This is a genomic window from Amycolatopsis benzoatilytica AK 16/65 (assembly GCF_000383915.1).
In the GTDB taxonomy this organism is placed as follows: domain Bacteria; phylum Actinomycetota; class Actinomycetes; order Mycobacteriales; family Pseudonocardiaceae; genus Amycolatopsis; species Amycolatopsis benzoatilytica.
The window spans coordinates 1,533,749-1,554,499 of sequence record NZ_KB912942.1; the positions used below are offsets into that span (position 1 = coordinate 1,533,749).

Below are 20,751 nucleotides of genomic sequence, written 5' to 3' on the forward strand. Positions count from 1 at the left end.
ATGCCTTCTCCTGCTGCCAGCCGGATGCTCGCCCAGGCCGCGCTCGCCGACCTGGCCGACGTGCCCGCGGCCAGCGTCTGGGTGCGTTCCGGCGAACTGCGGCTGCACGTGCTCGACTACGGCCCCGCTGACGGCGTGCCGCTGCTGATCCTGCCCGGCATCACCAGTCCGGCGATCACCATGGACTTCGTCGCCCGCGAGCTGACCGACCTGGTTCGCCCGCTCATCCTGGACGTCCGCGGACGCGGTCTCTCCGACAGCGGGTCCGGCTATGACCTCGCCGCATGCGCAGCCGATGTGGACGCGGTCATCGACCAGCTGAACCTGTCCGACCCGCTCCTGCTCGGCCACTCGATGGGCGCGCGGATCGCCGCCAAAGCCGCGCTGTCCGGTCGGATGGCCGGAACGGTGCTTGCGGACCCGCCGATGAGCGGTCCTGGGCGGCCGTACCCGACTCCGCTGGCCGCGTTCGAGTCCCAATGGGACCAAGCGCAGCGAGGGACCGACGCCGACGAGGTGGCCGCATCCTGGCCGCGATGGCCGCGCCGGGAACAAGAGCTGCGCGCTCGTTGGCTGGCGTCCTGCGACCGGGCTGCGATCGCCGCGACGCACGCGGGCTTCGAGTCCGAGGAATTCCTTCCGCTGTGGGAAAACCTGCCCGGACCGGCGGTGCTGCTGTACGGCTCGGCCAGCCCGGTGGTGACCGCGGACGACGTGGCGGTGCTGGAGAACTCCGCGCATCCGCTGCTGCCCGTCGAGGACGCCGGGCACATGATCTTCTGGGACGAACCGGCGCGGGCGCTGACCGCGTTGCGGGCCGTGCTCAAGGAGATCGCCGCGCGCTGACCCGGCTTCTTTCCGCCGGGCTGATCTTGCGTACTCGGATAATCCGTATTCGGACGATAAAGGAGGTCGTCATGGACCAGAACCTGTTCAACGACATCTGCTTGCGCCAGTTGACTTTTTCCGGCGTGCACGAGGGGGAGACGGTCGTCGTGCTGACGCGCGGCGCCGAGCGCGCCGAGTACGCGGACGCGTTCCTCTGGGCCGCCCAGCAGCTCGGCGCGGCGACCTACCACCTGCGGCTGCCGTCGCCGGCGAGCGCGTCCGGCGCGTGGGCGGTCGGCGATTCCGGACTGGACCAGGTGCCGCTCGCGGTGGAGGCGCTCAAGGCCGCGGACATGGTGGTGGACTGCACGTTCCTGCTGTTCAGCGAGGAACAGTTCGCCATCCAGGCGGCTGGCACCCGGATCCTCACCGCGGTCGAGCCGCCGGAGCTGCTGGCGCGGCTGATGCCGACGAAGGAGCTGCGCGAGCGCGTCGAGATCGGCGCGGAGCTGCTGGCCAAGGCCAAGACGATGCGGATCACCAGCCCGCACGGCACGGACGTGACCTACCAGCTCGGCGTGTACCCGACGCTGAGCGAGTACGGCTACACCGACCAGCCGGGCCGCTGGGACCACTGGCCGGCGGCGTTCGTCTTCACCGGCGGCTCGGACGACGGCGTGGACGGCAAGATCGTGCTCGCTCCCGGCGACGTGCTGCTGCCGTTCAACACCTACGTGCAGACCCCGGTCGAGCTGACCATCGAAAAGGGCTTCATCCGAGACATCCGCGGCGGCGCCGGCTCGTCCGGCCTCGACGCGGACCTGCTGCGCAGCTACATCGAATCGTTCCACGACCCGCGCGGCTACGGCATGTCACACGTCGGCTGGGGTCTCGACGAGCGCGCGCACTGGCACGGCCTGACCCAGTTCCCCGGCGGGATGGGCATGGAGCTGCGCAGTTTCTACGGCAACGTGATGTTCTCGATCGGCCCGAACAACGAACTCGGCGGCCCGAACGACACCGCCTGCCACTTCGACATCCCGATGCGCGGCAACAGCCTGTACCTCGACGACGAGCTGATCGTCGACGCGGGCGAGCTGACCGTCAAGGAAATGCGCCCGGCGGCGAAGCGATGACCGACCACCACATCGGGATGATCGTCCCGAGCTCGAACCTGACCATGGAGACCGAGCTGCCGCGGATGCTGCGCGCCCGCGAGCAGCTGCACCCGGAGGACCGGTTCGTCTTCCACTCGGCGCGGGCGCGGATGCAGCACGTGACGCCGGAACAGCTGCGCGCGATGAACGCGCAGGCCGAACGCGCCGCCGCCGAACTGGCCGACGCCCGGCCGGGCGTGGTCGCGACCGCTTGCCTGGTCGCGATCATGGCGCAGGGACCGGGATATCACTGCACCGCCGAGGATTCGATCACCGCGGCCCTGCGTGCTGAAGGCTCCGAAGCGCCGGTGGTTTCCTCGGCCGGGGCGCTGCTGTCCGGCATCTCGGCGCTGGGCGCCAAGCGGGTGGCGATCGTTACGCCGTATATGAAACCGCTGACCCAGGCGGTGATCGATTACCTGACCGACGCCGGCGTCGAGGTGGTCGATTCGCTCTCGCTGGAGGTGCCGGACAACCTGGCGGTGGCCCGGCTGGATCCGGCGGATCTGCTGGCGCACTACCGGAAACTGGACCTGTCCCGGGCGGACGCGCTGGTGCTGTCGGCGTGCGTGCAGATGCCGTCGCTGCCGTCGATCCAGCCGGTCCAGGACGCGGTGGGGATCCCGGTGCTGTCGGCGGCGACCGCGACGACTTTCCGGATCCTGCAGGAACTGGGGGTGCCGCCAGTGGTTCCGGACGCGGGGCACCTGCTCAGCGGGAAGGTGCTGGCACCCGCCTGACGAGCGGAACCGGCGCAGGGGCAAGCCGGCTGGCCTGCCCCTGCGCCGGAGGTCAGGCGTGGCACTGATAAAGCGTCTGTGCTCCGCCCCCGGGCCCGGCGGGCTCGGTGGCGTTTTGCCCGCCGTAGGCGGCCGGGTCCACGGCGGTGCAGTGCTGCTTGATCCACTGCTGCCGTTGTTCGGCCGCGCCGCCGCCCATGCCGAGCATCCCGCCGCGCCCGCCGGTGCCGCCCAGGACGAATTTGAGCTTGCCCCCGGCGGTCCATTGCTGCAGCTGGTCGACGGAAGGCGAGTTGTCGCTGCCGAGGAAGCCGCCCATCCCGATCACGACGTCGTCGGAGCCGAGGATGAAGCTGGACGCCGTCATCGCTGAACCGTCGACCGCCAGGGTGATCGCGGCACCGTCGCTGTGCTGCTTCGCGTAGTTCAGGATGCGGCGCTGCAGGTCGGTCAGCTGGCCGTCCCGGTTGCCGAATCCGCCGAACCCGCCCGCTCGGCGGGTGCCGCCCGCATCGGCACCGCCGGGGAATCCGGCGGCATCGGGCATCCCGGGGAAGGCGCGCTGCCCGCCCGTTCGCGTCCCGCCGCCGAAGCCGCCGAAGCCGCCGAAGCCGCCGAAGCCACCCGGCCCCGCCGCTGGCATGCCGCCGTTGTTCTCGCCGGTGGCCGCGGTCGCGGCCGACCACACGGCAGGCACGAACAGCACCGTGACGAGTGCGAGCACCAGCGACACCCGGGGCAGCACCATCCGCCGGACCGGAGCGAGACGGCCCAGCACCAGTGCCAGCACGGCGAGAATGCCGACCGCGAGCACCGCCCAGCGGGTCCAGCCGTGCCACGACGGGTCGCGGTTCGTCAGGACGAAGGCCCAGCCGGCGGTGAGGGCGACTGCGGCCGGGAGCAGCAGCCAGGCGGAACCGTGCCGGTATTCGCGCCAGAACCGGACCAGCCCGGCCGCGCAGATCGCCGCGATCGCCGGGGCGAGCATCGTGGTGTAGTAGGGATGCCAGATCCCCTGCGCGAAGCTGAACACGAGGGCGGTCACCAGCAGCCAGCCGCCCCAGGCGAACCATCCGGCGCGCTGGGCCGGGTCGCCGGGCCCGGCGACCCGCACGCCTTGGACCGCGACGACCACCAGGACCAGCAGCGCCAGCGGCAGCAGCCAGGAGATCTGACCGCCGACCGAACTGCTGAACATCCGGCCGATCCCGGTCCCGCCGCCGAACATCCCGGCAGGACCGCCTGTACCGCCCGGACCGCCTGTTCCGCCCGGCGGAGCCATCCCGGCAGGCAGTTCCAGGCCGCCGCGCAGCTGCGCGGCGCCTGCCCGGAACCCGCCGCCACCGGCGAAGTTGCCCTCGCCGCCGAACACCCGGCCGAAGCCGTTGTAACCGAAGATCAGGTTCCACGCGGTGCCGTCGGTGCTCCCGCCCATGTACGGCTTCGAGCCCGGCCACCAGTCGTGCAGCGCCGTCCACCAGAACGACGACACCACCAGCACCCCGGCCGCGCCGAGCAGGTCCAGCAGCCGCCGCCTGACCGGCGCCGGGGTGCCCACGAAATACGCCACCGCGAATCCGGGCAGGACAATCCATGCCTGCAGCATCTTGGTGACGAACCCGCAGCCGATGAAGAACGCACACCACAGCAGCCACTTGGTGCGGGCGCGGCTCGGGTCGGCCCGCACCGAGCGCGTGAACGCGTACGCCGCGGCGACGAGCAGCAGCACCAGCAGCGTGTCCGGGTTGTTGTCCCGGTTGATGGCCACTGTGATCGGAGTCAGGGTGAGGATCAGCGCGGCCAGCAGCGCGGCGTTCTCCCCGGCCCAGAGCCGGACGGTGCGGTGCAGCAGGAAGACCGCCGCGACGCCTTCGACGACCTGCGGCAGCAGCAGCGACCAGCCGTGGAAACCGAAGATGAGCGCCGAGATCACCTGCGGCCACAGCGACATCGGCGGCTTGTCCACAGTGAACACGCCGTACGGGTCGAACGAGCCGAAAAGGAAATTCGAGACGCTGCCGGTCATCGACTTCACAGCCGCCGAGTAGTAGCTGTTGCCCAGTTGCCCGCCGCCGATCCGCCACGCGTAAAGCGCGGCGGCGGCCGCGCAGATCGCGACGAGTGCCCAAGGCCGCCATCGCGAGCGAGCCGCCGGGGAATCGGTTTCGGCAGGTGCCGCGGCTTGGGCGGCGACTGTCATTCTTCGTCCTTTCGGTTGTCGTGACGGAAGACCCAGGTGCGCAGCAGCACGAACCGGCCGGCGGTGCCGAGCAGCGACGCGGCCAGCAGCACCGCGAGCTCCAGCGTCCGGCCCGGTTCGGCGACGAGTCCGTGCAGCAGGAGCAGCGCGGCGGAGGTGAACGCGTAATAAAGGCCGAATACGACGAATCCCTGCAAATGCGCTTTCCGGCTCGGGGTGCCGGCACCGGCGAAGGTGAAGCGCCGGTTGGCTTCGGTGTTGAACAGCGTGGTGAGCACGAGTGCGGCCAGGTTCGCGGCGAGCACCGGCCACCACAGCCGGAAAAGCCCGTACAGCGCGAGATTCGCGACAGTGGACAGCACACCGATCACCGCGAACGACAGGATTTCCCAGAACCGGCCGCTGTCCGGCGGATTCAGCACCGCGTCCGGATGCGCTGCGCGCGGAGCCGGGCGGCGGGGAAGGTTCGGCACCTTCGCCGTGCCCGCTGCTTTGGCCCGGGCGACCCGGATCAGGCCGCGGATGTCGTCGAGCGCGGTCCTCGCGACGTCGACCCGGCTGTCGGCGTCTTCGACCCAGTCCACCGGCACCTCGTGCACGCGCAGTCCATTGTGCTCGGCCAGCAGGAGGAGTTCGGTGTCGAAGAACCAGGCGTCGTCCTGCACGTGGTCGAGCAGCGCCCGGAGCACGTCGGTGCGCGCGGCCTTGAACCCGCACTGCGCGTCGGAGAACCGCGCGCCGTGGCTCAGCCGGATCATCTTGTTGTAGCAGCGCGAGACGAACTCGCGTTTCGGTCCGCGCACGGTGCGCGCGCCGGGGGCCAGCCGGGAGCCGATCGCCAGGTCCGAATGCCCGTTGACCAGGGGAGCGACCAGCGGAAGCAGCGCATCGAGGCCGGTGGAGAGGTCGACGTCCATGTAGACGACGACGTCGGCGGTGCTGGCCCGCCAGGTCTCGCGGAGCGCGAGGCCGCGGCCCTTGCGGTCCAGGTGACGCACCTGCAGCGCCTCGTCGTCGCGGGCGAGCGACTCGGCGATCTCCAGAGTCCGGTCGGTGCTGGCGTTGTCGGCGATCACGATGGTCCACTCGAACGGGAACTGGCCGCGCAGGAATTCGCGCAGCACCCGGACACAACCCGGCAGCGCGCGTTCCTCGTTGTAGACCGGGATGACGATGTCCACCGTCGCCGTCGCGGTGCCCGGCCCAGGGGACGCGGGGGCCTTTCTGGTCGCGCCGACCGTCATGCTTCCTCCGTTCGCGGGCGCTTTCCGGTCGTGCACGACGCTGTGTGACCGATCTGCGTCTCACGGTGGAGCGCCGGTCGTGAGAATGACCTGGAATTAGCCTGAGAGGATCGTGAGAAGCCGATCTTTTCCGGCCGGGAGAATCAACAGCTGGCGCACAGTTTCGCCGCGTAGCCTCGGCCCGGTTCCGCGCGAGCGGGTGGGACGGGAAGGACCGGACGGATGCGGCTGCTGGTGGTGGACGACGACCCGGACGTGCGGGAAAGCCTCCAGCGCAGCCTCGAGTTCGAGGGCTACGAGGTCGCCGCGGCGTCCGGCGGCGCGGCCGCGGTGGCCGCCGTCGCCGGGACGGACCGGCCAGATCTGGTGATACTGGACGTGATGATGCCCGACGTCGACGGCCTGGAAACGTGCCGGCGGATCCGCGCGCTGGGCGAGCGGCTGCCGGTGCTGATGCTGACCGCGCGCGACGCGCTGGGCGACCGCGTGACCGGCCTCGATTCCGGTGCCGACGACTATCTGGTGAAGCCGTTCGCGCTGGAGGAACTGCTGGCGCGGGTCCGGGCGCTGCTGAAACAGAACCGGGGCGGGCGCCGGACGGCGGTGCACCGGTTCGCCGACCTGGAGCTGGACCCGGAAACGCGCGAAGTCACCCGGGCCGGGCGCCGCCTCGAACTGACTCCGACCGAATTCGACCTGCTCGCGGTGTTCCTGCGAGCGCCGGAGAAGGTGCTGGCCAAACACCGGCTGCGGCAGGCGGTCTGGGGCCAGGAACCGAGCCGTACCAACAATCTTGACGTGTATGTCGGATATCTGCGGCGCAAGACCGAGGCCGGCGGTGCGAGCCGGCTGTTGCACACGGTCCGCGGAGTCGGCTTCGTGCTGCGGGCCTCGTGATCCGCCGCCGCGAGCCCCGGATGTTGCTGCGCAGCCGGGTCGCGCTGATCACCGCCGCGATCGTCGCGGTCGCCATCGCGGTGATCAGCGCCGCGACCTACCTGTCCACCGAGCACAGTCTGCGCACGCAATTGGACGAAACTCTGCTCGGCGGCTGGCGTCCGCCCGGCGCCCGCAATCCGGAGGCGCCGAAACCGGGCCCGGCGGACCTGTGCCGCGCCGGCCCGCCGGGACGCCCGCTGCAGCGGTTCGTGGAGGGCATCCAGTTGCTGAAGGCGGACGGGACTGTCTGCTCGCCGCCCGGCGTGGACTCGGTCGTCGTGGAACCGGGCGACCGGTCCGCACGCGTCGTGACCCTGCGCGACGGCTACACGCTGTCCGGCAAACCGGTCCGGGTCCTGCTCGGCCCGACCGGCGACGGGAACGTGCTGGCCATCTCGCGCAGCCTCGCCGAGATCGACAGCACGCTCGCCGGCCTGCGCACCGTCCTGATCGCGGTGTCCGTCCTGGGCGCGCTGCTGGCGGCTGCCGCCGGCCTGCTCCTGACCCGCCGGACCCTGCATCCGATGGAACGCCTGACCAGCGCCGCCGAGGAGATCGCCCGCACGCACGACCTGGACCTCCCGGTCACCGTGTCCGGCCGGGACGAAGTGGGCCGGCTCGGCCACGCTTTCGCCGCGATGACCGGCGCGCTGTCCGAATCCCGGCGAAGGCAGCGGGCGCTGGTCACGGACGCGGCGCACGAGCTGCGGACTCCGTTGACCAGCCTGCGCACCAACATCGACCTGCTCGCCCGCAGTGAGCACACCGGCCGGGAGCTGCCTGCCGCCGACCGCGGCCGGCTGCTGGACCGGCTGCAGGTGCAGGCGGGGGAGCTGGGCGATCTCGTGACCGAACTGGTGATCCTGGCCCGGGACGAACGCGAACTCGACCACGCCGAGGTCGCGATGGGAACGGTGGTGCGGCACGCGGTCCGGCGGGCGTCGAGCCGGGCCCGCAAGCACACCTTCGACGTGCACAGCGCCGAATGGGCGGTGTACGGGGACGAAGGCGCGCTGGAGCGAATGGTGCTGAATCTGCTCGACAACGCGATCAAGTTCTCGCCCGCCGGATCGACGGTCACGGTCCGGTCGGCACCGGGAATGGTGTCGGTGGCGGACGAGGGGCCGGGCATCGAGGAGGCGGACCGCGCGCACGCGTTCGACCGGTTCTGGCGCGCCCCGGAGGCTCGGTCGTTGCCGGGGTCCGGGCTGGGGCTGGCGATCGTGGCGGACACCGCGGCGGTGCACGGGGGATATGCCCGGTTCGAGGAGCCGGAACCGGGGCAGGGCGCGGTGGCGGTGGTGTGGCTGCCGGTCGCGACTGCTTCGGGTTCGCGGTTGCTGCCTGGGCGGCGAGGGTGACGGAGCCGGCCGCGGAGCGTCCACGGTGTCCATAGTGGAGACCGCGGACGCCTGGTTCTCCCGGGGAGGATCGGCGCGAAACCCTGTCCAGGCCAAGGCGGGCCGAGGTAACTTCTCCCCATGAGCGCGGTGTCGGTGCGGATCGGCTGGATCTGTCTGGCGGCGGTGAGCGCCGGGATTCTCGGCTTCGGGATCGTGGTCGCCCTCGTGCCGCCGGCCGGAGACGCGCTGCTCTACCGCACGGACGCGCTCGCGACTGCCGGTCTCGGATTGTTCGGCGGGCTGATCGCGGTGCTGCCGTTTCGCCGGCGGGAACGGTGGGCGTGGTGCGCGCTGTGGTTCTATCCGGTGTTCTGGCTGGCACACTTGGTATTCGGGCTGCCGCCGGGCAAGGATCACGTGCACCAGATCGTGTTCATCGCGCTTTCGGTGATCGGGTTGGCGGTCCCGGCGCGGGAGTTCTTCCGGCCGGAACCGGAGGGGCACCACGCGCTCCGGCCTGGTTAGCCAGGTGCGTGCAAGGTTGATTCGAACGGGACGAATCCACGCGCGCGATAGAAAGCGAGCGCGGATTCGTTCGCGGCGTATGCGGTGACGCTGAGATAGTCCGCGGCATTGTCGCGAGCCCAGGCGGCGAATTCGTCGGCGAGCGCTGTGCCGAGGCCGCTGCGGCGATGACCGGGAGCTACTCGCATGCTTTCCAGCACCCCGGCGACCGTGCCCGGGCGAAGCGGGTCGTGGCGGCGCAGGCGGCCGACGAGGTGCCCGATCGCGGCGGCGGCCGGTTCGCCGGTGGGGAAAGCCAGCAGGCACAAGGCATTCGGATCGTCGGCGAGTTCGCCGTAGTAGGGCTGGCCTTCGCGGGCCGGCCAGGAAGTGTCGAGGAGCGGGTCGCGCCGGCCGCCGTCTTCGGCGAACAGCGCGGCCGCGGACGCGACCAGATGCGGGACGGATTCCGGGGTGACGCGAGCGATGACCGGATTCATGGCCCTCATCGTAATCGTCATGATTAATCTTGGAAATATCGAATTTCCCGATTTAAATCCGCGGCGGGACGACGGCGCGGGACGCAGTCCGTGAAGGGCCCCTTGCCGGAATCAGATTCCGGCAAGGGACCCCTCGCGGACAACGGGCGCGGTTTGACGGCGATCAAAGATCGCGGACCCGGGGGAGGTGCGGCTGCGCGTGGCCGTCCGGTTCGCTGGGGATGTCGCGGTCCACGTGGTCGGCGTGGTGCAGCGCCTGAGCGAGCAATCCGCGGACATGGCTGTCCGCGGCGGAGTAGTAGACGAACGTTCCCTCGCGGCGGCCCTTCACCAGTCCGGCGAGCCGGAGCTTGGCCAAGTGCTGGCTGACCGCGGTCGGCGCGGCGCCGGCGAGCTCGGCGAGGCAGGCGACCGAGGATTCGCCCTGCAGGAGCGCCCAGAGCACCTTGATCCGGGTGGGGTCGGACAGCAGCCGGAAGCTCTCCGCGGCGAGGTGGACCTGTTCGTCGGAGGGCATTTCGAAGTCCGGCAGCGAGTCGTGCATGGCCCCGAGCCTACCGGTTCGGCGGACTGCCTGCGTATCTGCGTGACTGCGCAGGTATGCTGATAACCGGATGGCCCGGCGTCTGGTGCGGGCCGCGGCGAGCAGCTGGGAGTTCTCTGATGTCGCAGACTGGGCACGGCCACGGGCATGCCGACGGCCACGGCACCGGTCACGGGCATGGCCACGGGCACACGGATGGCGAAGGACACGGCCACGGGCATGGCCACGGCCACGACGCGGCTGCCGGACTGCTGCCGAAGCTGTGGCACCACGTCAAACACGCCGTCACCCCGCACAGCCATGACAGCGCGGACCGCCTGGACAACGCCCTGGAAACCAGCAAGCGCGGCATCCGCGCCCTGACCTGGTCCTTCGCCGCACTGTTCGGGACCGCCGTCGTCCAGTTGAGCCTGGTCGCGGTCACCGGCTCGGTGGCGCTGCTCGGCGACACCATCCACAACTTCGCCGACGCCCTCACCGCGCTTCCGCTGGGCATCGCGTTCCTCCTCGGCCGCCGCGCGGCGAGCCGTCGCTACACCTATGGGCTCGGCCGGGCCGAGGACCTGGCCGGCGTCGTCGTGGTCCTGATCATCGCCGGTTCGGCCGTGCTGGCCGCGTACGAGGCGATCGACCGGCTGCTGAACCCTCGGCCGGTGCAGCAGCTGTGGGTGCTGGCCGCGGCCGGGTTCGTCGGGTTCGTCGGCAACGAACTGGTGGCCCGGTACCGGATCACGGTCGGCAGGGAGATCGGTTCGGCGGCGCTGGTCGCGGACGGCCTGCACGCCCGGACCGACGGGTTCACGTCGCTCGCGGTGGTGCTCGGCGCGGTCGGCGTCGCCCTCGGTATCCCGGCCGCCGACCCGGTGATCGGCCTGCTGATCACCGTCGCGATCCTGTTCGTCCTGCGCGACGCGGCGAAGGAAGTCTTCCGGCGGCTGATGGACGCGGTCGATCCGGCGACCGTCGAACTCGCCGAACAGACCGCGCACGCCGCGCCGGGCGTGCGCGGGGTGCGGGACGTGCGGATGCGCTGGATCGGCCACAGCCTGCGCGCCGAGCTGGCCATCCAGGTCGGCAACACGCTCACCGTCGAGGAAGCGCACGGGCTGGCGCACGACCTGGAACGCCGTCTGATCGACTCGGTTCCCCGGCTGACCGCCGCGGTGGTGCACGTCGAACCAGTGGTCGGCGCGGAAACCGCGCACGCCTAGCGATCCCGCAGGCAGGGACGTCGTCGCGAGCGCCGCGATGCCGCCGCCGGACCGCAGGCCGGTCCGTGAAGGGCCCCTTGAGGGAACCCAAGTCCCTCAAGGGGCCCTTCACGGACGGTCGGTCAAGCTCGCGCCGGGCTGCCCGGGCATCACGACAGCATCAGGTGTTCTTAGCGCGTCAGGAAGCGCCGATCGGCTTGAACCGGTACTCGTGCGAATGCTGCGCGGAAAGCGCGGCCGCGCATTCCGGGCAAGCCAGCTGCCGGGTTTCGGTGAGCGACAGGTCGGCCGAGCTGAATCCGGTGACGTGCGACGTCTCCTGCCGGCCGATCCGCACGCACTGCTCGCACACGGCGGCACCGCAGTTGGTGCAGATCCCGACAGCGGGACGGTCTTGTCCGTTGACACGGCAATCAAGACAGCGCATGGCGTTCCTTCCCGGGGCATAGAGCGGCAGCGGGGCGTGCCTCAGGGACCGGTATTCCCCGCGGGTCACCTCGGTAACCACGCTACGGGCGGCAAGGCCCGGGGAGCGTCTCCTCAGGGCCAGACGCGTTCGCCTCCGACCCAAGTCTCCCGCACCGGCACCCGGTCCAGCCGCTCCGGGTCGGCGGTGAACGGATCTTCGCCCAGCACCGCGAAATCCGCCAGGAACCCCGGGGCGAGCTGCCCCTTCACCGCCTCTTCGCCGGAGGCGTAAGCGGCTCCGGTGGTGTACAGGCCCAGCGCCGCCTCCACCGGGATCCGCTGCGAGGGCCCGAACAGGTTCCCATCCGGGGCGCGCCGGGTGACGCAGCTGCGCAGCGCGAACAACGGCTCGAACGGGCCGCACGGATGGTCGGACGAACCCGCCACCGCGACTCCCGCCTCGAGCATCGACCGGTGCGCGAACATGCGTTCCACTCGCTCTGCGCCGTAGAACTGGGCCAGCTTGTCGCCGTGCGCGGCCGCATAGTTCGCGAACGGCACGGCGACCATGCCGAGCGCACGCATCCGGGACAGGATCTCGTCGTCGATGATCGAGCAGTGCTCGATGCGGTGGCGCGGGTCCGGCCGGGGCCGGGCGGTCTGCGCCTGCTCGACGGCGTCCAGGACCCGCCGGATCGCGCGGTCGCCGTTGGCGTGCACGCAGGCTCGCCAGCCGGCGTCGTGGACGTGGCGCACGATGTCGGTCAGTTCGGCGGCGGTGACCCGTTCCAGGCCGTGGCTGTCGGTGCCTTCGATGGGCTGTTCCACCAGGCAGGTGCCGCCGTTGACGGCGCCGTCGGCGAAGGTTTTCACGCCGCCGAGGCGCAGCCGGGGACCGGGCTCGGCCTGGGCGCGGAAGTAGTCGAAGTGGTCGTAGGCGGCCAGCGCGTTGACGCGGAGGGTCAGCTGGCCCTGCTCGCACAGGTGGCTCAGGGTGCGCCATTCGGTCGGGCCGACGAGGGCTTCGCCGATGGACGTGATCCCGGCGGCGTGCAGCTCGCGAGCGTGCCGGGTGAAGGCGGCGGCCAGCGTCGCGGTGTCGGGCTCCGCGATGACAGTCGGGTTCGGCGTGAAGGCCGGGAAGGCCAGGTCGTAGAGGGCTTGGTCGTGCACGACGCCGTCCAAGCGGCCGGCCGCGTCGCGGCCCAGGTGGCCGCCGGGCGGGGGTTCGCTCGTGTCGGTGAAGCCGGCCAGCGCCAGTCCTGCGGAGTTGACCGCCCCGGCGTGCAGGGTCACGTGCACGACCAGCACCGGGTGGTCGGGGCAGGCGGCGTCCAGCTCGGCCCGGGTGAGGTCGCGGCCGCCATTGCTGCGGAAAGGGTCGTAGCCGCAGCCGATGATCCAGTCGCCGCGCGGGGTGGCGGCGGCTTGGGCGCGCAGGGCGGTTTCGAGGTCGGCCGTGGAGCGGATCCGGGCGGGGGAGAGGTCGACCTGAAGGGACTGAGCGGCGCAGATCGTCGCGTGCTGGTGGGCGTCGTTGAAGCCAGGGACCACTGTCGCGGAGCCGAAATCGTGCACTTCGGCCGAACGGAACTCCCGCCGCAGATCGGCGACGCTGCCGTGCGCGACTACCCGTTCGCCGCGGATCGCGAACGCGGGGGGCTCGGCGCCGGCCATCGCTGCGATGCGGCCGGCGGTGACTATCTGGGCGGTTTCCGGTGCGGACACGGGTACCTCCACGGGTCGGCGGCACCGTTGCGTCTACAAAGGACAGTGTGCCGCCGGTGCCGCAACTGTCGAGTGTAGGGGCGGGCGGGCCGGGCCGCCCGGGCGGTTGCGGCATTCAGGTGATCTAGGTCGCACCCGGGCGAAGTCCGGAATGGGAACGGCTCGCGCGGCGGTGTATACGCTGGAGGCAGGGAAAACCGGCCCGCGGCGGCAGGAGGCGATCCTTCGAATGTCCGGCATCGGCGCGGCGCACGCCGCCCTCACTGCCGCGGCCGAGCCGTGGGAGATCCAGATCGGCCGCGACCTCGCGGACGGTCTCGACACCGAGCCGCCGGCCCGCTGGTCCCGGCCCGGGGCGGCGGCCGAAGACCTCGCCGACCTGGTCGGTCCGGGCGAGGTGCTGTTCGCGCCGTCGGCGACCCGGCGGTCCGCCGGAGGCGTCGTCTGGACACCGGAGCAAGCGCTCGGCGCGGGGCCGCGCGGGGTGGCGCTGTGGGTGGACGACCTGCCGTATCCGCGGGTCGTCGGCGTGATCCCGTATGCCGAACTGGTCGCGGTGGAGCACGCGATGTCCGGCCGGTACGCCTGCCTGGTGCTGACCGGGCTCCGGAAAACGCTCGTCTTCCGCTACCGGTCGTGGGCCTGGCCCGCGGTCGCGGACCTGCTGACCCAGGTGCGCTCGCGTGCGCTGCGGCCGGGCACGCCGGAGCCGGCGCACGCCGGGCCGCCGTCGCTCGGCTGGCACGGCCTGCCCGCCGCGCCGCTGGTGGCGCTCGGGCATACCCGCCACACCCGGTACCTGAGGGCGGAACCGGAGCCGCCGCGCCGGTGGTTGTGGCAGCCGTCCCGGCCGGCCGCGTTCGTGGTGCTGACCCGGCAGGAGCTGGTCGTCGCCCGGCATGTACTCGGACAGCGCCCGCTCGCGCGCGGAGTACAGCTGTTGACCGTCGCCCGGGATCGGATCACCGGCCTGGCCGCGCGCGGCGACCGGTTGCGCGTCTCGACGGTGGGCAGTGTGCACGAGGTCGAGCTGATTCCGGAGCTGGCGGCGGAAGCGCGGGATCGGTTCGCTCCGATGCTGAGGGCAGACGGCCGCGGCCGGGCCCGGTCCGCCCGCAAGACCGCGCCGCACGTCTGACCGGTCTTCAATCCGCCGATCTGCTGCGCGGAAGCTCGCCAAGGCGAACCGGAGATCGGTGAGCGTTAGCCTGGATCACCGTGTTGCTGCGCGGAAAACTGTCGTCCATTCCGGCCTCGTCCCTCGCCACCTCCGACGGCTTCACGCACGGCGTCGTCGGCGATTTATCCGTCCACTCCGGACCAGGCCACGCTCGGCAATGTGGTCGGTCACCTGGCGGGCAAAGTACGAATGACTCCGCGAAGCCAACGCTGGGCGGCTGTGTGGCTGGCCGGAAGGCCGGTTTTCCGCGCTGCAGCCAGAGATGCCCCAGGAAATCCATCGCGGACGGCATGACCTGGATCGGCGTCTGCCCCGGGCAGGTCCTGGTCGAGGACGGCGCGTTGCGTTCCCCGTCGCCCGGCGGATTCTGAAGCAGCCGCTGTCCTCGGACGTGGCGAGCCGCCCGGTCAGCCGACCCGGCGGAGGAGGGCGTGGCCGTCTCCGGGGCCGCACCCCTCAGCGCACGGTGAGCACCACGACCGGGATCTCGCGATCGGTCCACTCCTGGTACTTGGCGAAGTCGGCGTACAGATCCACCACGCGGGGCCAAAGTTCGCGGCGCTCGTCCGCCGCCGCGACCCGCGCCGTCACCGGGACGTTGCGGCGGCCCTTGAGGTGAACATGCGTCTCGGGATCCGCGAGCAGGTTGAAATACCACTGCGGATGCTTGGGCAGACCGCCCTGGGAAGCCACCACGATCAGCTGGTCCCCGGAATCCAGGTACAGCAGCGGGGTGGTGAAAAGGCGGCCGGACTTGCGTCCGCGATGTTCCAGCAGCAGCGTCGGCACCGGAGCGCGGAAGCCCGCGCCGATCCGCCAGGTGCTGCCGACCCGGCCGTTGGTCAGCGTGAACGCCTTGACCTGGATTCGGGCCATCAGCTTCATTATTTTCGCGGTCGCTGGCGAGTCCAGGCCCCGCGGTGCCTGCGCGGGCAAAGAAAAGCGTCCCATCATGCCCTCCTATCGGGTCGGCGGCTGCGGGTAGTGCACGGCGGTCGACCCGGCGAGCGGCATCGGGCCCAGGCCGAGTTTGCGGTGGTCCCAGGAACGGACCCGTTCCACGTCGACTCGGACCGCAACGCGCTTCCGAAGCATGAATTCCACCATCGGTTTCGCTTCGTCGGTGTACTCGCCGTGATAGCGCTGCCAGATGCCGACTCCCACGGCCCAGAGCGCGTCCGGGTCGTCGACCACCTCGGCGCGTCCTTCCAGAGAGACGCCGCGCAGGGTGTCGTAGGTCAGCCCGTCTTCGATCAGGACCGTGACGCGCGGATCGCGTCGGAGGTTGACGGCCTTCTGCGCCTTGGCTTTCGTTTCGAACCACAGCACGCCGTCGAGGACTGCGAACCACATCGCGACCGCGTGCGGATGCCCGCCCGCGCCGAGCGACACCAGTGTCGCGGTGCGCTGGCACGCGAGGTAGTCCGACACCTCGCCGGCGGTCATCTCGACTTGCGTTCGCTGATTTGTTCCCATCGATTCCTCGTTTCCGGCGGCGGATGTGTCAGGCGGCGATTACGGAGGTCACGACGTCGATGAGGGCATCGACGATCTCGGACACGGTCCAATCGGCCGCGTCCGGACCGTGCAAGCGGCGAGTGCGGCCGACGTCGCCGAGGACGTTCAGAGTCACCGTCATCGCCTGTGACAGCCGGAAGTCCAGCGTCCGCCGCGGGACTCCCGGGTTGAGCCGCTCCAGCAGTGCGACGAACGCGGCGTTGCGCTCGAAGAACGAGTCGGCGACCGAGCCCAGCCCATCGCCGCCGGCGGTCAGCAGCTGGCCGACCAGGCGGATCCAGCATTCGCCGCCGGACTCCAGCACCGCGACCACCGGCTGCACGTACGCGCGGGCCAGCTCGCGGGCGGTGATGTCCTGCTCCGGGAATTCGCGCAGCACCGCGTTCCGCTCGCCGGTCACCTGGTCGAGACGGCTGCGCAGGACCGCGTCGAGCAGCCCTTCTTTGGAGCCGAAGTGGTAGTGGATCGCCGCGACGTTCGTTCGCGCTGCCTGCATGACGGTGCGCAGGGACACCGAGCCGACGCCGTGCTCGGCGAAAAGCCGTTCGGCGGCGGCGATGAGCCGCTGTTCGGTCGCCGTCCCGCGAGTGCCGGGGAGGCGTGCGGCTTCGGTGCCCATGCACGCACTCTATCAGCCGTTTCAATCAGTTGATAGAGTCCGTTCGCCGCTCTTCGCGGGTGGGATGTCGGAAAGATCCGGTCCGGGCACGAGCCGTTCATCCGAGCTTCGCTGGCAGTCTGTTCCGAAGGCGGGGGCATTTCGCGGGGACAGGCCAATAATGCGCGGCGTGACTCACGTGAACCGCAGACGATTCCTGCAGCTGGCCGGCGGCACCGCGGCGACTTCGCTGCTCTCGGCCAGCATCGCCCGCGCGGCGGAGATCGCGCCGGCCGGTCGCACCGGCACGATCCGCGACATCGAGCACGTAGTGGTGCTGATGCAAGAAAATCGATCGTTCGATCATTTCTTCGGCACGCTCCGCGGCGTCCGCGGCTACGGCGACCCGCGCCCGGTCACGCTGCCCAGCGGCAAGCCGGTCTGGTACCAGTCGGACGGCAAGCGCGACATCCTGCCCTTCCGCCCCGACGCGGACAACCTGGGCCTGAAGTTCATCCAGGACCTGCCGCACGGCTGGAACGATACGCACGCGGCGTGGAACGGGGGCAACTACGACAAGTGGGTGCCGGCCAAGGGCAGCACCACGATGGCGTACCTGACCCGGGACGATATCCCGTTCCACTACGCGCTCGCCGACGCGTTCACCGTGTGCGACGCCTACCACTGCTCGTTCATGGGCTCGACCGACCCGAACCGCTACTACCTGTGGACCGGATACACCGGCAACGACGGGCAGGGCGGCGGCCCGGTGCTGGGCAACGACGAGGCCGGCTACTCGTGGACGACCTACCCCGAGCGACTGGAAAAGGCCGGCGTCTCGTGGAAGATCTACCAGGACGTCGGGGACGGCCTGACCGCCGCCGGCGGCTGGGGCTGGATCCAGGACGCCTACCGCGGCAACTACGGCGACAATTCCCTGCTGTATTTCAAGCAGTACCAGAATGCTCAGCCGGGCGAGCCGCTGTACGAGAAGGCGCGCACCGGAACGAACGCCAAGCAAGGTCAGAGTTTCTTCGACGTCCTGGCCCGCGACGTGAAGGCGGACCGGCTGCCCCAGGTGTCATGGATCGTGGCCCCCGAAGCGTTCTGCGAGCACCCCAACTGGCCGGTCAACTACGGCGCCTACTACCTCTCCCAGGTGCTGGACGCGCTCACCGCCAACCCGGAGGTGTGGAGCAAGACCGCGCTGCTGATCACCTACGACGAGAACGACGGGTTCTTCGACCACGTCGTGCCGCCGTACCCGGTCGCCGGACAGTCCACGGTGGACACCAAGGGGGAGCTTTACGCCGGTTCCGCCGCGCACCCGGCCGGGGTGTACGGCCTGGGCCAGCGGGTGCCGATGCTGGTCGTCTCGCCGTGGAGCAAGGGCGGCTGGGTGTGCTCGGAGACCTTCGACCACACGTCGGTCATCCGGTTCCTGGAGACGCGGTTCGGGGTGCAGGAACCGAACATCTCGCCGTGGCGTCGCGCCGTGTGCGGCGACCTCACGTCGGCGTTCGACTTCGGCCGCACCGACCGCACCGTGCCGACGCTGCCGGACACCTCCGGCTACGTCCCGCCGGACCACAGCCGCCACCCGGACTACGTGCCCGCCGTGCCCGCGCAGCAGTCGTTGCCGCCGCAGGAATCCGGGCTGCGTCCGGCTCGTCCGCTGGGCTACGACCTGGCTGCGGACGCTGTGCATGTCGCGTCCAAGCTCCAGGTCACCTTCGCCAGCCGCGGCAGCCTCGGCGCCGGGTTCTACGTCACTACGCCCGGCGGTGCACCGCAGACCTACACGGTCGGACCCGGCCGGACCCTCGTCGGCTCGCTCGCTGTGCCTGCGACCGGCTACGACTACACGGTGCACGGCCCGAATGGCTTCTACCGCCGATTCGCCGGTGCGGTGTCCGGCGTCGAAGTGGTTGCGCACCACGACCGCACTGGCCAGCTGCGGCTGGAGCTGATCAACGGGACCGCCAAGCCGGTTCGCCTGACGCTGCGGAACGGCTACGACAAGGGCAGCGCGTCGACGCGGGTCGTGCGGCCGGGCGCGCACCAAACGGCGACGTTCGGCGGCGGCGACAGCCACCACTGGTACGACGTCGCGATCACCTCCGACCACGACCCGACGTTCGTCCGCCGCGTCGCGGGGCACGTCGAGGACGGCCGCCCCAGCGCCAGCGACCCGGCCACGATCACCGGGTGAGACGCGGAATCGGCCGCCCCGGCACCGGGGCGGCCGATTCCGGAGCGTCCCGGTTTACCGGAACAGTTTGCGTCGCCTGCCGTACGTGCCCGCCACGATGGAAACACCGACGGCGGCGAGCACGACCTGTGTCAGCAGTTCCAGCCAGTCGAATCCTGGCGTGTTGGCATATCCGGCGCTGCGGGCGATGGCGCTGCCCGCGAACGCCGCGATGATGCCGATGACGATCGTCAGCCAGATGGGGATGCGTTGTTTGCCGGGAACCACGAGGCGGCCCAGCGCGCCGATCACCAAACCGACCGCGAGTGCGCTGATAATTCCGGTGACAGTCATCGCTGAATTCCTTTCGAAGCGATAACTGCGAATACCCGGAATTGGCTTTCCGGAAACCTATTCCTCGGGCAGCAGCGAACCGAGCGGTCCGAGATCGAGATTCAGTTCCCGGCGCTCCAGGTCGAAATGGGCGCAAAGCTCTTCCATGCGTTCGTCGAGGCGCATCAGGGTCAGGCCGATCTGCTCGACCTTGTCCTGCCCCAGATCGCCGCGGTCGACCCGGCGCAGGGCTTGACGTTCCATGAGCTCGCGCAGCAGTTCGACCACCGTCAGCACCAAGCTGACCAAGCTGCGTTCCGCGGTCTCCGGATCGGCGTTGAGCCGGTTTTCATCCATGGCGCAACGCCGAGACGGACGTGACGAGGGTACGCAGAGAAATGTGCACGAGATCCACGTCGGCGATCGCGAGGGTTATTTCCCCACTGACCACCACGCCGCCGGCCAGCACCCGGTCGAGCAGATCGACCAATGCGATCTCGCGTGCCGGTGCGGTCATTGCTCGTCCAAAGCCGAAAACGAATACGGTGGCCACGGACCGGTCAGCTGCACGGCCAGTGCCTGGCTCCGCCACTGTGCGACGGTGTCGGCGAAGCGGGCGCTTTCCCGGTTGTCGACCAGGTACGCGGCGTTGAGCACCATTGGCCGATCGTCCGCGGTCAGCGCGCGGCTCTGCGGCGCATGCGTGCGGGATTCGGCGGACAGCTCGCACAGCGCGAGGTGGAGCCGACGCACTTCGTCGGACGCTTGTTGGTGCCGAGTTTCCCTTGCGGCCAGTGCGTTTCGGCGCCGTGTGAGATAGGCGACGCCGGAGCTCGCAGCGGGAGCCGGAGGATCCGGCGCGGCGGTCAGGAACGCTTTCACCCCCCATTCGGTCCGACCGGATACGCGATCCAGCGTCCGCGAGAACTGCCCGGACCGCGCTTCCACAGCGGAACGCACCGATTCGTCGTCGCGGTAAACGGTCGCGAGCCGGACCGGCGCCACGGGTCCTTGCTCGGCCAGCGCGACGATGACCGCGTCGTGGGCGCGGGCGACCGCGGCCAGCCAGTCGAGGTCTTCGAGGTCTCGCTGCAGCGCGTCCGCGCCGAACAAGTCCAGCGGCACGTCTCCGACTGTCGCTGTCAGTCCGGCCGCGGTCACGGTTCGCGGGGTCTCGCCGGCGACTCCGGGCGTTTCGAGGCGATTGGCCGCGCGGGTCACGCCGTACAGCCAGAGACCGTCAGCGGGCATGATCGCCTCCGTCCTCGCCGGACCCGGCTTCCAGCGCCGCGATCCGGTCGCGCAGCTGCCGGTTCTCCTCCTGCAGCTTGTTCTGATTGCCGGTCAGCCACGGATCGTTTTCCCACCAGTCGATGCCGACCTCGCGAGCGGTCTCGAGAGACGCGACCACCAGCCGCAGCTTGATCGTCAGCAGTTCGATGTCGAGCAGATTGACCTGGATGTCGCCGGCGATCACGAGTCCCTTGTCCAGGACGCGTTCGAGGATGTCGCCGAGGTTCGCGGGCTGTCCGCCCGCGGTGCCAAGACCGCCCTCCGACGCGATGACCGGCTGCCCCGAGACCAT

General features: G+C 70.3%; 23 protein-coding genes. 9 read left to right on the top strand and 14 right to left on the bottom strand.

The window, feature by feature from the left end; genetic code table 11:
* From AMYBE_RS0107345 to AMYBE_RS0107355, 3 genes are all read left to right on the top strand, one after another.
* Positions 1 to 846 (top strand): alpha/beta fold hydrolase, encoded by an 846-nt coding sequence (locus AMYBE_RS0107345; RefSeq protein ID WP_027927455.1) that lies wholly within the window; start codon positions 1 to 3, stop codon positions 844 to 846.
* A 71-nt stretch (positions 847 to 917) separates the two neighbouring features.
* A complete protein-coding gene (locus tag AMYBE_RS0107350) occupies positions 918 to 1,964 on the top strand; it encodes a 2,5-dihydroxypyridine 5,6-dioxygenase NicX family protein (RefSeq protein WP_020658711.1) in 1,047 nt (348 codons plus the stop codon).
* On the top strand, positions 1,961 to 2,725 hold the full coding sequence (locus tag AMYBE_RS0107355) for a maleate cis-trans isomerase family protein (protein ID WP_020658712.1): 765 nt from the start codon (positions 1,961 to 1,963) through the stop codon (positions 2,723 to 2,725). Before AMYBE_RS0107350 ends, AMYBE_RS0107355 begins: the two co-directional genes overlap by 4 nt.
* Before the next feature lie 52 nt (positions 2,726 to 2,777).
* Here AMYBE_RS0107355 and AMYBE_RS0107360 read toward each other — a convergent pair whose 3' ends face one another.
* Both AMYBE_RS0107360 and AMYBE_RS0107365 read right to left on the bottom strand, forming a co-directional pair.
* A complete protein-coding gene (locus AMYBE_RS0107360; RefSeq protein WP_020658713.1) occupies positions 2,778 to 4,925 on the bottom strand; it encodes an ArnT family glycosyltransferase in 2,148 nt (715 codons plus the stop codon).
* On the bottom strand, positions 4,922 to 6,169 hold the full coding sequence (locus tag AMYBE_RS0107365) for a bifunctional glycosyltransferase family 2/GtrA family protein (protein WP_020658714.1): 1,248 nt from the start codon (positions 6,167 to 6,169) through the stop codon (positions 4,922 to 4,924). The genes AMYBE_RS0107360 and AMYBE_RS0107365 overlap by 4 nt, the downstream gene beginning before the upstream one ends.
* Positions 6,170 to 6,391: 222 nt before the next feature.
* Here AMYBE_RS0107365 and AMYBE_RS0107370 point away from each other — a divergent pair, with 222 nt between their 5' ends.
* From AMYBE_RS0107370 to AMYBE_RS0107380, 3 genes are all read left to right on the top strand, one after another.
* Positions 6,392 to 7,066: a response regulator transcription factor gene (locus tag AMYBE_RS0107370; protein ID WP_020658715.1), complete on the top strand. Its 675-nt coding sequence runs from the start codon at positions 6,392 to 6,394 to the stop codon at positions 7,064 to 7,066.
* A gap of 20 nt (positions 7,067 to 7,086) precedes the next feature.
* Positions 7,087 to 8,469, top strand: coding sequence for a HAMP domain-containing sensor histidine kinase (locus AMYBE_RS0107375; RefSeq protein ID WP_051124897.1), 1,383 nt, complete (start codon positions 7,087 to 7,089; stop codon positions 8,467 to 8,469).
* A 120-nt stretch (positions 8,470 to 8,589) separates the two neighbouring features.
* On the top strand, positions 8,590 to 8,976 hold the full coding sequence (locus tag AMYBE_RS0107380) for a hypothetical protein (RefSeq protein WP_020658717.1): 387 nt from the start codon (positions 8,590 to 8,592) through the stop codon (positions 8,974 to 8,976).
* On the opposite strand, the gene AMYBE_RS0107385 is transcribed toward AMYBE_RS0107380, so the two are convergent.
* Entirely contained in the window at positions 8,973 to 9,455 is a 483-nt protein-coding gene (locus AMYBE_RS0107385; RefSeq protein ID WP_020658718.1) for a GNAT family N-acetyltransferase, read from the bottom strand. The two genes, AMYBE_RS0107380 and AMYBE_RS0107385, sit on opposite strands and share 4 nt — an antisense overlap.
* Before the next feature lie 163 nt (positions 9,456 to 9,618).
* Entirely contained in the window at positions 9,619 to 9,999 is a 381-nt protein-coding gene (locus tag AMYBE_RS0107390) for an ArsR/SmtB family transcription factor (protein WP_020658719.1), read from the bottom strand.
* A 119-nt stretch (positions 10,000 to 10,118) separates the two neighbouring features.
* On the opposite strand from AMYBE_RS0107390, the gene AMYBE_RS0107395 reads away from it, so the two are divergent.
* A complete protein-coding gene (locus AMYBE_RS0107395; protein ID WP_020658720.1) occupies positions 10,119 to 11,210 on the top strand; it encodes a cation diffusion facilitator family transporter in 1,092 nt (363 codons plus the stop codon).
* Positions 11,211 to 11,388: 178 nt separating this feature from the next.
* Here the strand turns inward: AMYBE_RS0107395 and AMYBE_RS43815 are convergent, their stop codons facing one another.
* Both AMYBE_RS43815 and AMYBE_RS0107405 read right to left on the bottom strand, forming a co-directional pair.
* Positions 11,389 to 11,637 carry a DUF2180 family protein gene (locus tag AMYBE_RS43815; RefSeq protein WP_084469887.1) on the bottom strand — a complete coding sequence of 83 codons (249 nt, stop codon included), beginning with the start codon at positions 11,635 to 11,637 and terminating at the stop codon, positions 11,389 to 11,391.
* A 113-nt stretch (positions 11,638 to 11,750) separates the two neighbouring features.
* Positions 11,751 to 13,346 carry an amidohydrolase gene (locus tag AMYBE_RS0107405; protein ID WP_020658722.1) on the bottom strand — a complete coding sequence of 532 codons (1,596 nt, stop codon included), beginning with the start codon at positions 13,344 to 13,346 and terminating at the stop codon, positions 11,751 to 11,753.
* A gap of 229 nt (positions 13,347 to 13,575) precedes the next feature.
* On the opposite strand from AMYBE_RS0107405, the gene AMYBE_RS0107410 reads away from it, so the two are divergent.
* Positions 13,576 to 14,484 carry a hypothetical protein gene (locus AMYBE_RS0107410; protein ID WP_020658723.1) on the top strand — a complete coding sequence of 303 codons (909 nt, stop codon included), beginning with the start codon at positions 13,576 to 13,578 and terminating at the stop codon, positions 14,482 to 14,484.
* A 498-nt stretch (positions 14,485 to 14,982) separates the two neighbouring features.
* On the opposite strand, the gene AMYBE_RS0107420 is transcribed toward AMYBE_RS0107410, so the two are convergent.
* From AMYBE_RS0107420 to AMYBE_RS0107430, 3 genes are read right to left on the bottom strand one after another with little or no spacing between them, the layout of a single operon-like run.
* On the bottom strand, positions 14,983 to 15,477 hold the full coding sequence (locus tag AMYBE_RS0107420) for a nitroreductase family deazaflavin-dependent oxidoreductase (RefSeq protein ID WP_027927456.1): 495 nt from the start codon (positions 15,475 to 15,477) through the stop codon (positions 14,983 to 14,985).
* Positions 15,478 to 15,486: 9 nt separating this feature from the next.
* Positions 15,487 to 16,002 (bottom strand): pyridoxamine 5'-phosphate oxidase family protein, encoded by a 516-nt coding sequence (locus AMYBE_RS0107425; RefSeq protein WP_027927457.1) that lies wholly within the window; start codon positions 16,000 to 16,002, stop codon positions 15,487 to 15,489.
* Positions 16,003 to 16,030: 28 nt separating this feature from the next.
* Complete coding sequence (locus AMYBE_RS0107430; protein ID WP_020658726.1) at positions 16,031 to 16,663, bottom strand: TetR/AcrR family transcriptional regulator; 633 nt, start codon at positions 16,661 to 16,663, stop codon at positions 16,031 to 16,033.
* Between the two features lie 160 nt (positions 16,664 to 16,823).
* Between AMYBE_RS0107430 and AMYBE_RS0107435 the strand changes: the two genes are divergently transcribed.
* Entirely contained in the window at positions 16,824 to 18,854 is a 2,031-nt protein-coding gene (locus tag AMYBE_RS0107435) for a phosphocholine-specific phospholipase C (protein WP_020658727.1), read from the top strand.
* Between the two features lie 54 nt (positions 18,855 to 18,908).
* Here the strand turns inward: AMYBE_RS0107435 and AMYBE_RS0107440 are convergent, their stop codons facing one another.
* The 5 genes from AMYBE_RS0107440 to gvpJ are packed head-to-tail and all read right to left on the bottom strand — an operon-like array spanning position 18,909 to position 20,751.
* Positions 18,909 to 19,187 carry a GlsB/YeaQ/YmgE family stress response membrane protein gene (locus AMYBE_RS0107440; protein ID WP_020658728.1) on the bottom strand — a complete coding sequence of 93 codons (279 nt, stop codon included), beginning with the start codon at positions 19,185 to 19,187 and terminating at the stop codon, positions 18,909 to 18,911.
* A 57-nt stretch (positions 19,188 to 19,244) separates the two neighbouring features.
* Positions 19,245 to 19,523, bottom strand: coding sequence for a gas vesicle protein K (locus AMYBE_RS0107445; protein ID WP_020658729.1), 279 nt, complete (start codon positions 19,521 to 19,523; stop codon positions 19,245 to 19,247).
* Positions 19,516 to 19,683 (bottom strand): gas vesicle protein, encoded by a 168-nt coding sequence (locus AMYBE_RS0107450; protein WP_020658730.1) that lies wholly within the window; start codon positions 19,681 to 19,683, stop codon positions 19,516 to 19,518. The genes AMYBE_RS0107445 and AMYBE_RS0107450 overlap by 8 nt, the downstream gene beginning before the upstream one ends.
* Positions 19,680 to 20,417 carry a GvpL/GvpF family gas vesicle protein gene (locus tag AMYBE_RS0107455; protein WP_020658731.1) on the bottom strand — a complete coding sequence of 246 codons (738 nt, stop codon included), beginning with the start codon at positions 20,415 to 20,417 and terminating at the stop codon, positions 19,680 to 19,682. Before AMYBE_RS0107455 ends, AMYBE_RS0107450 begins: the two co-directional genes overlap by 4 nt.
* A complete protein-coding gene (gene gvpJ, locus AMYBE_RS0107460) occupies positions 20,407 to 20,751 on the bottom strand; it encodes a gas vesicle protein GvpJ (protein WP_020658732.1) in 345 nt (114 codons plus the stop codon). Before gvpJ ends, AMYBE_RS0107455 begins: the two co-directional genes overlap by 11 nt.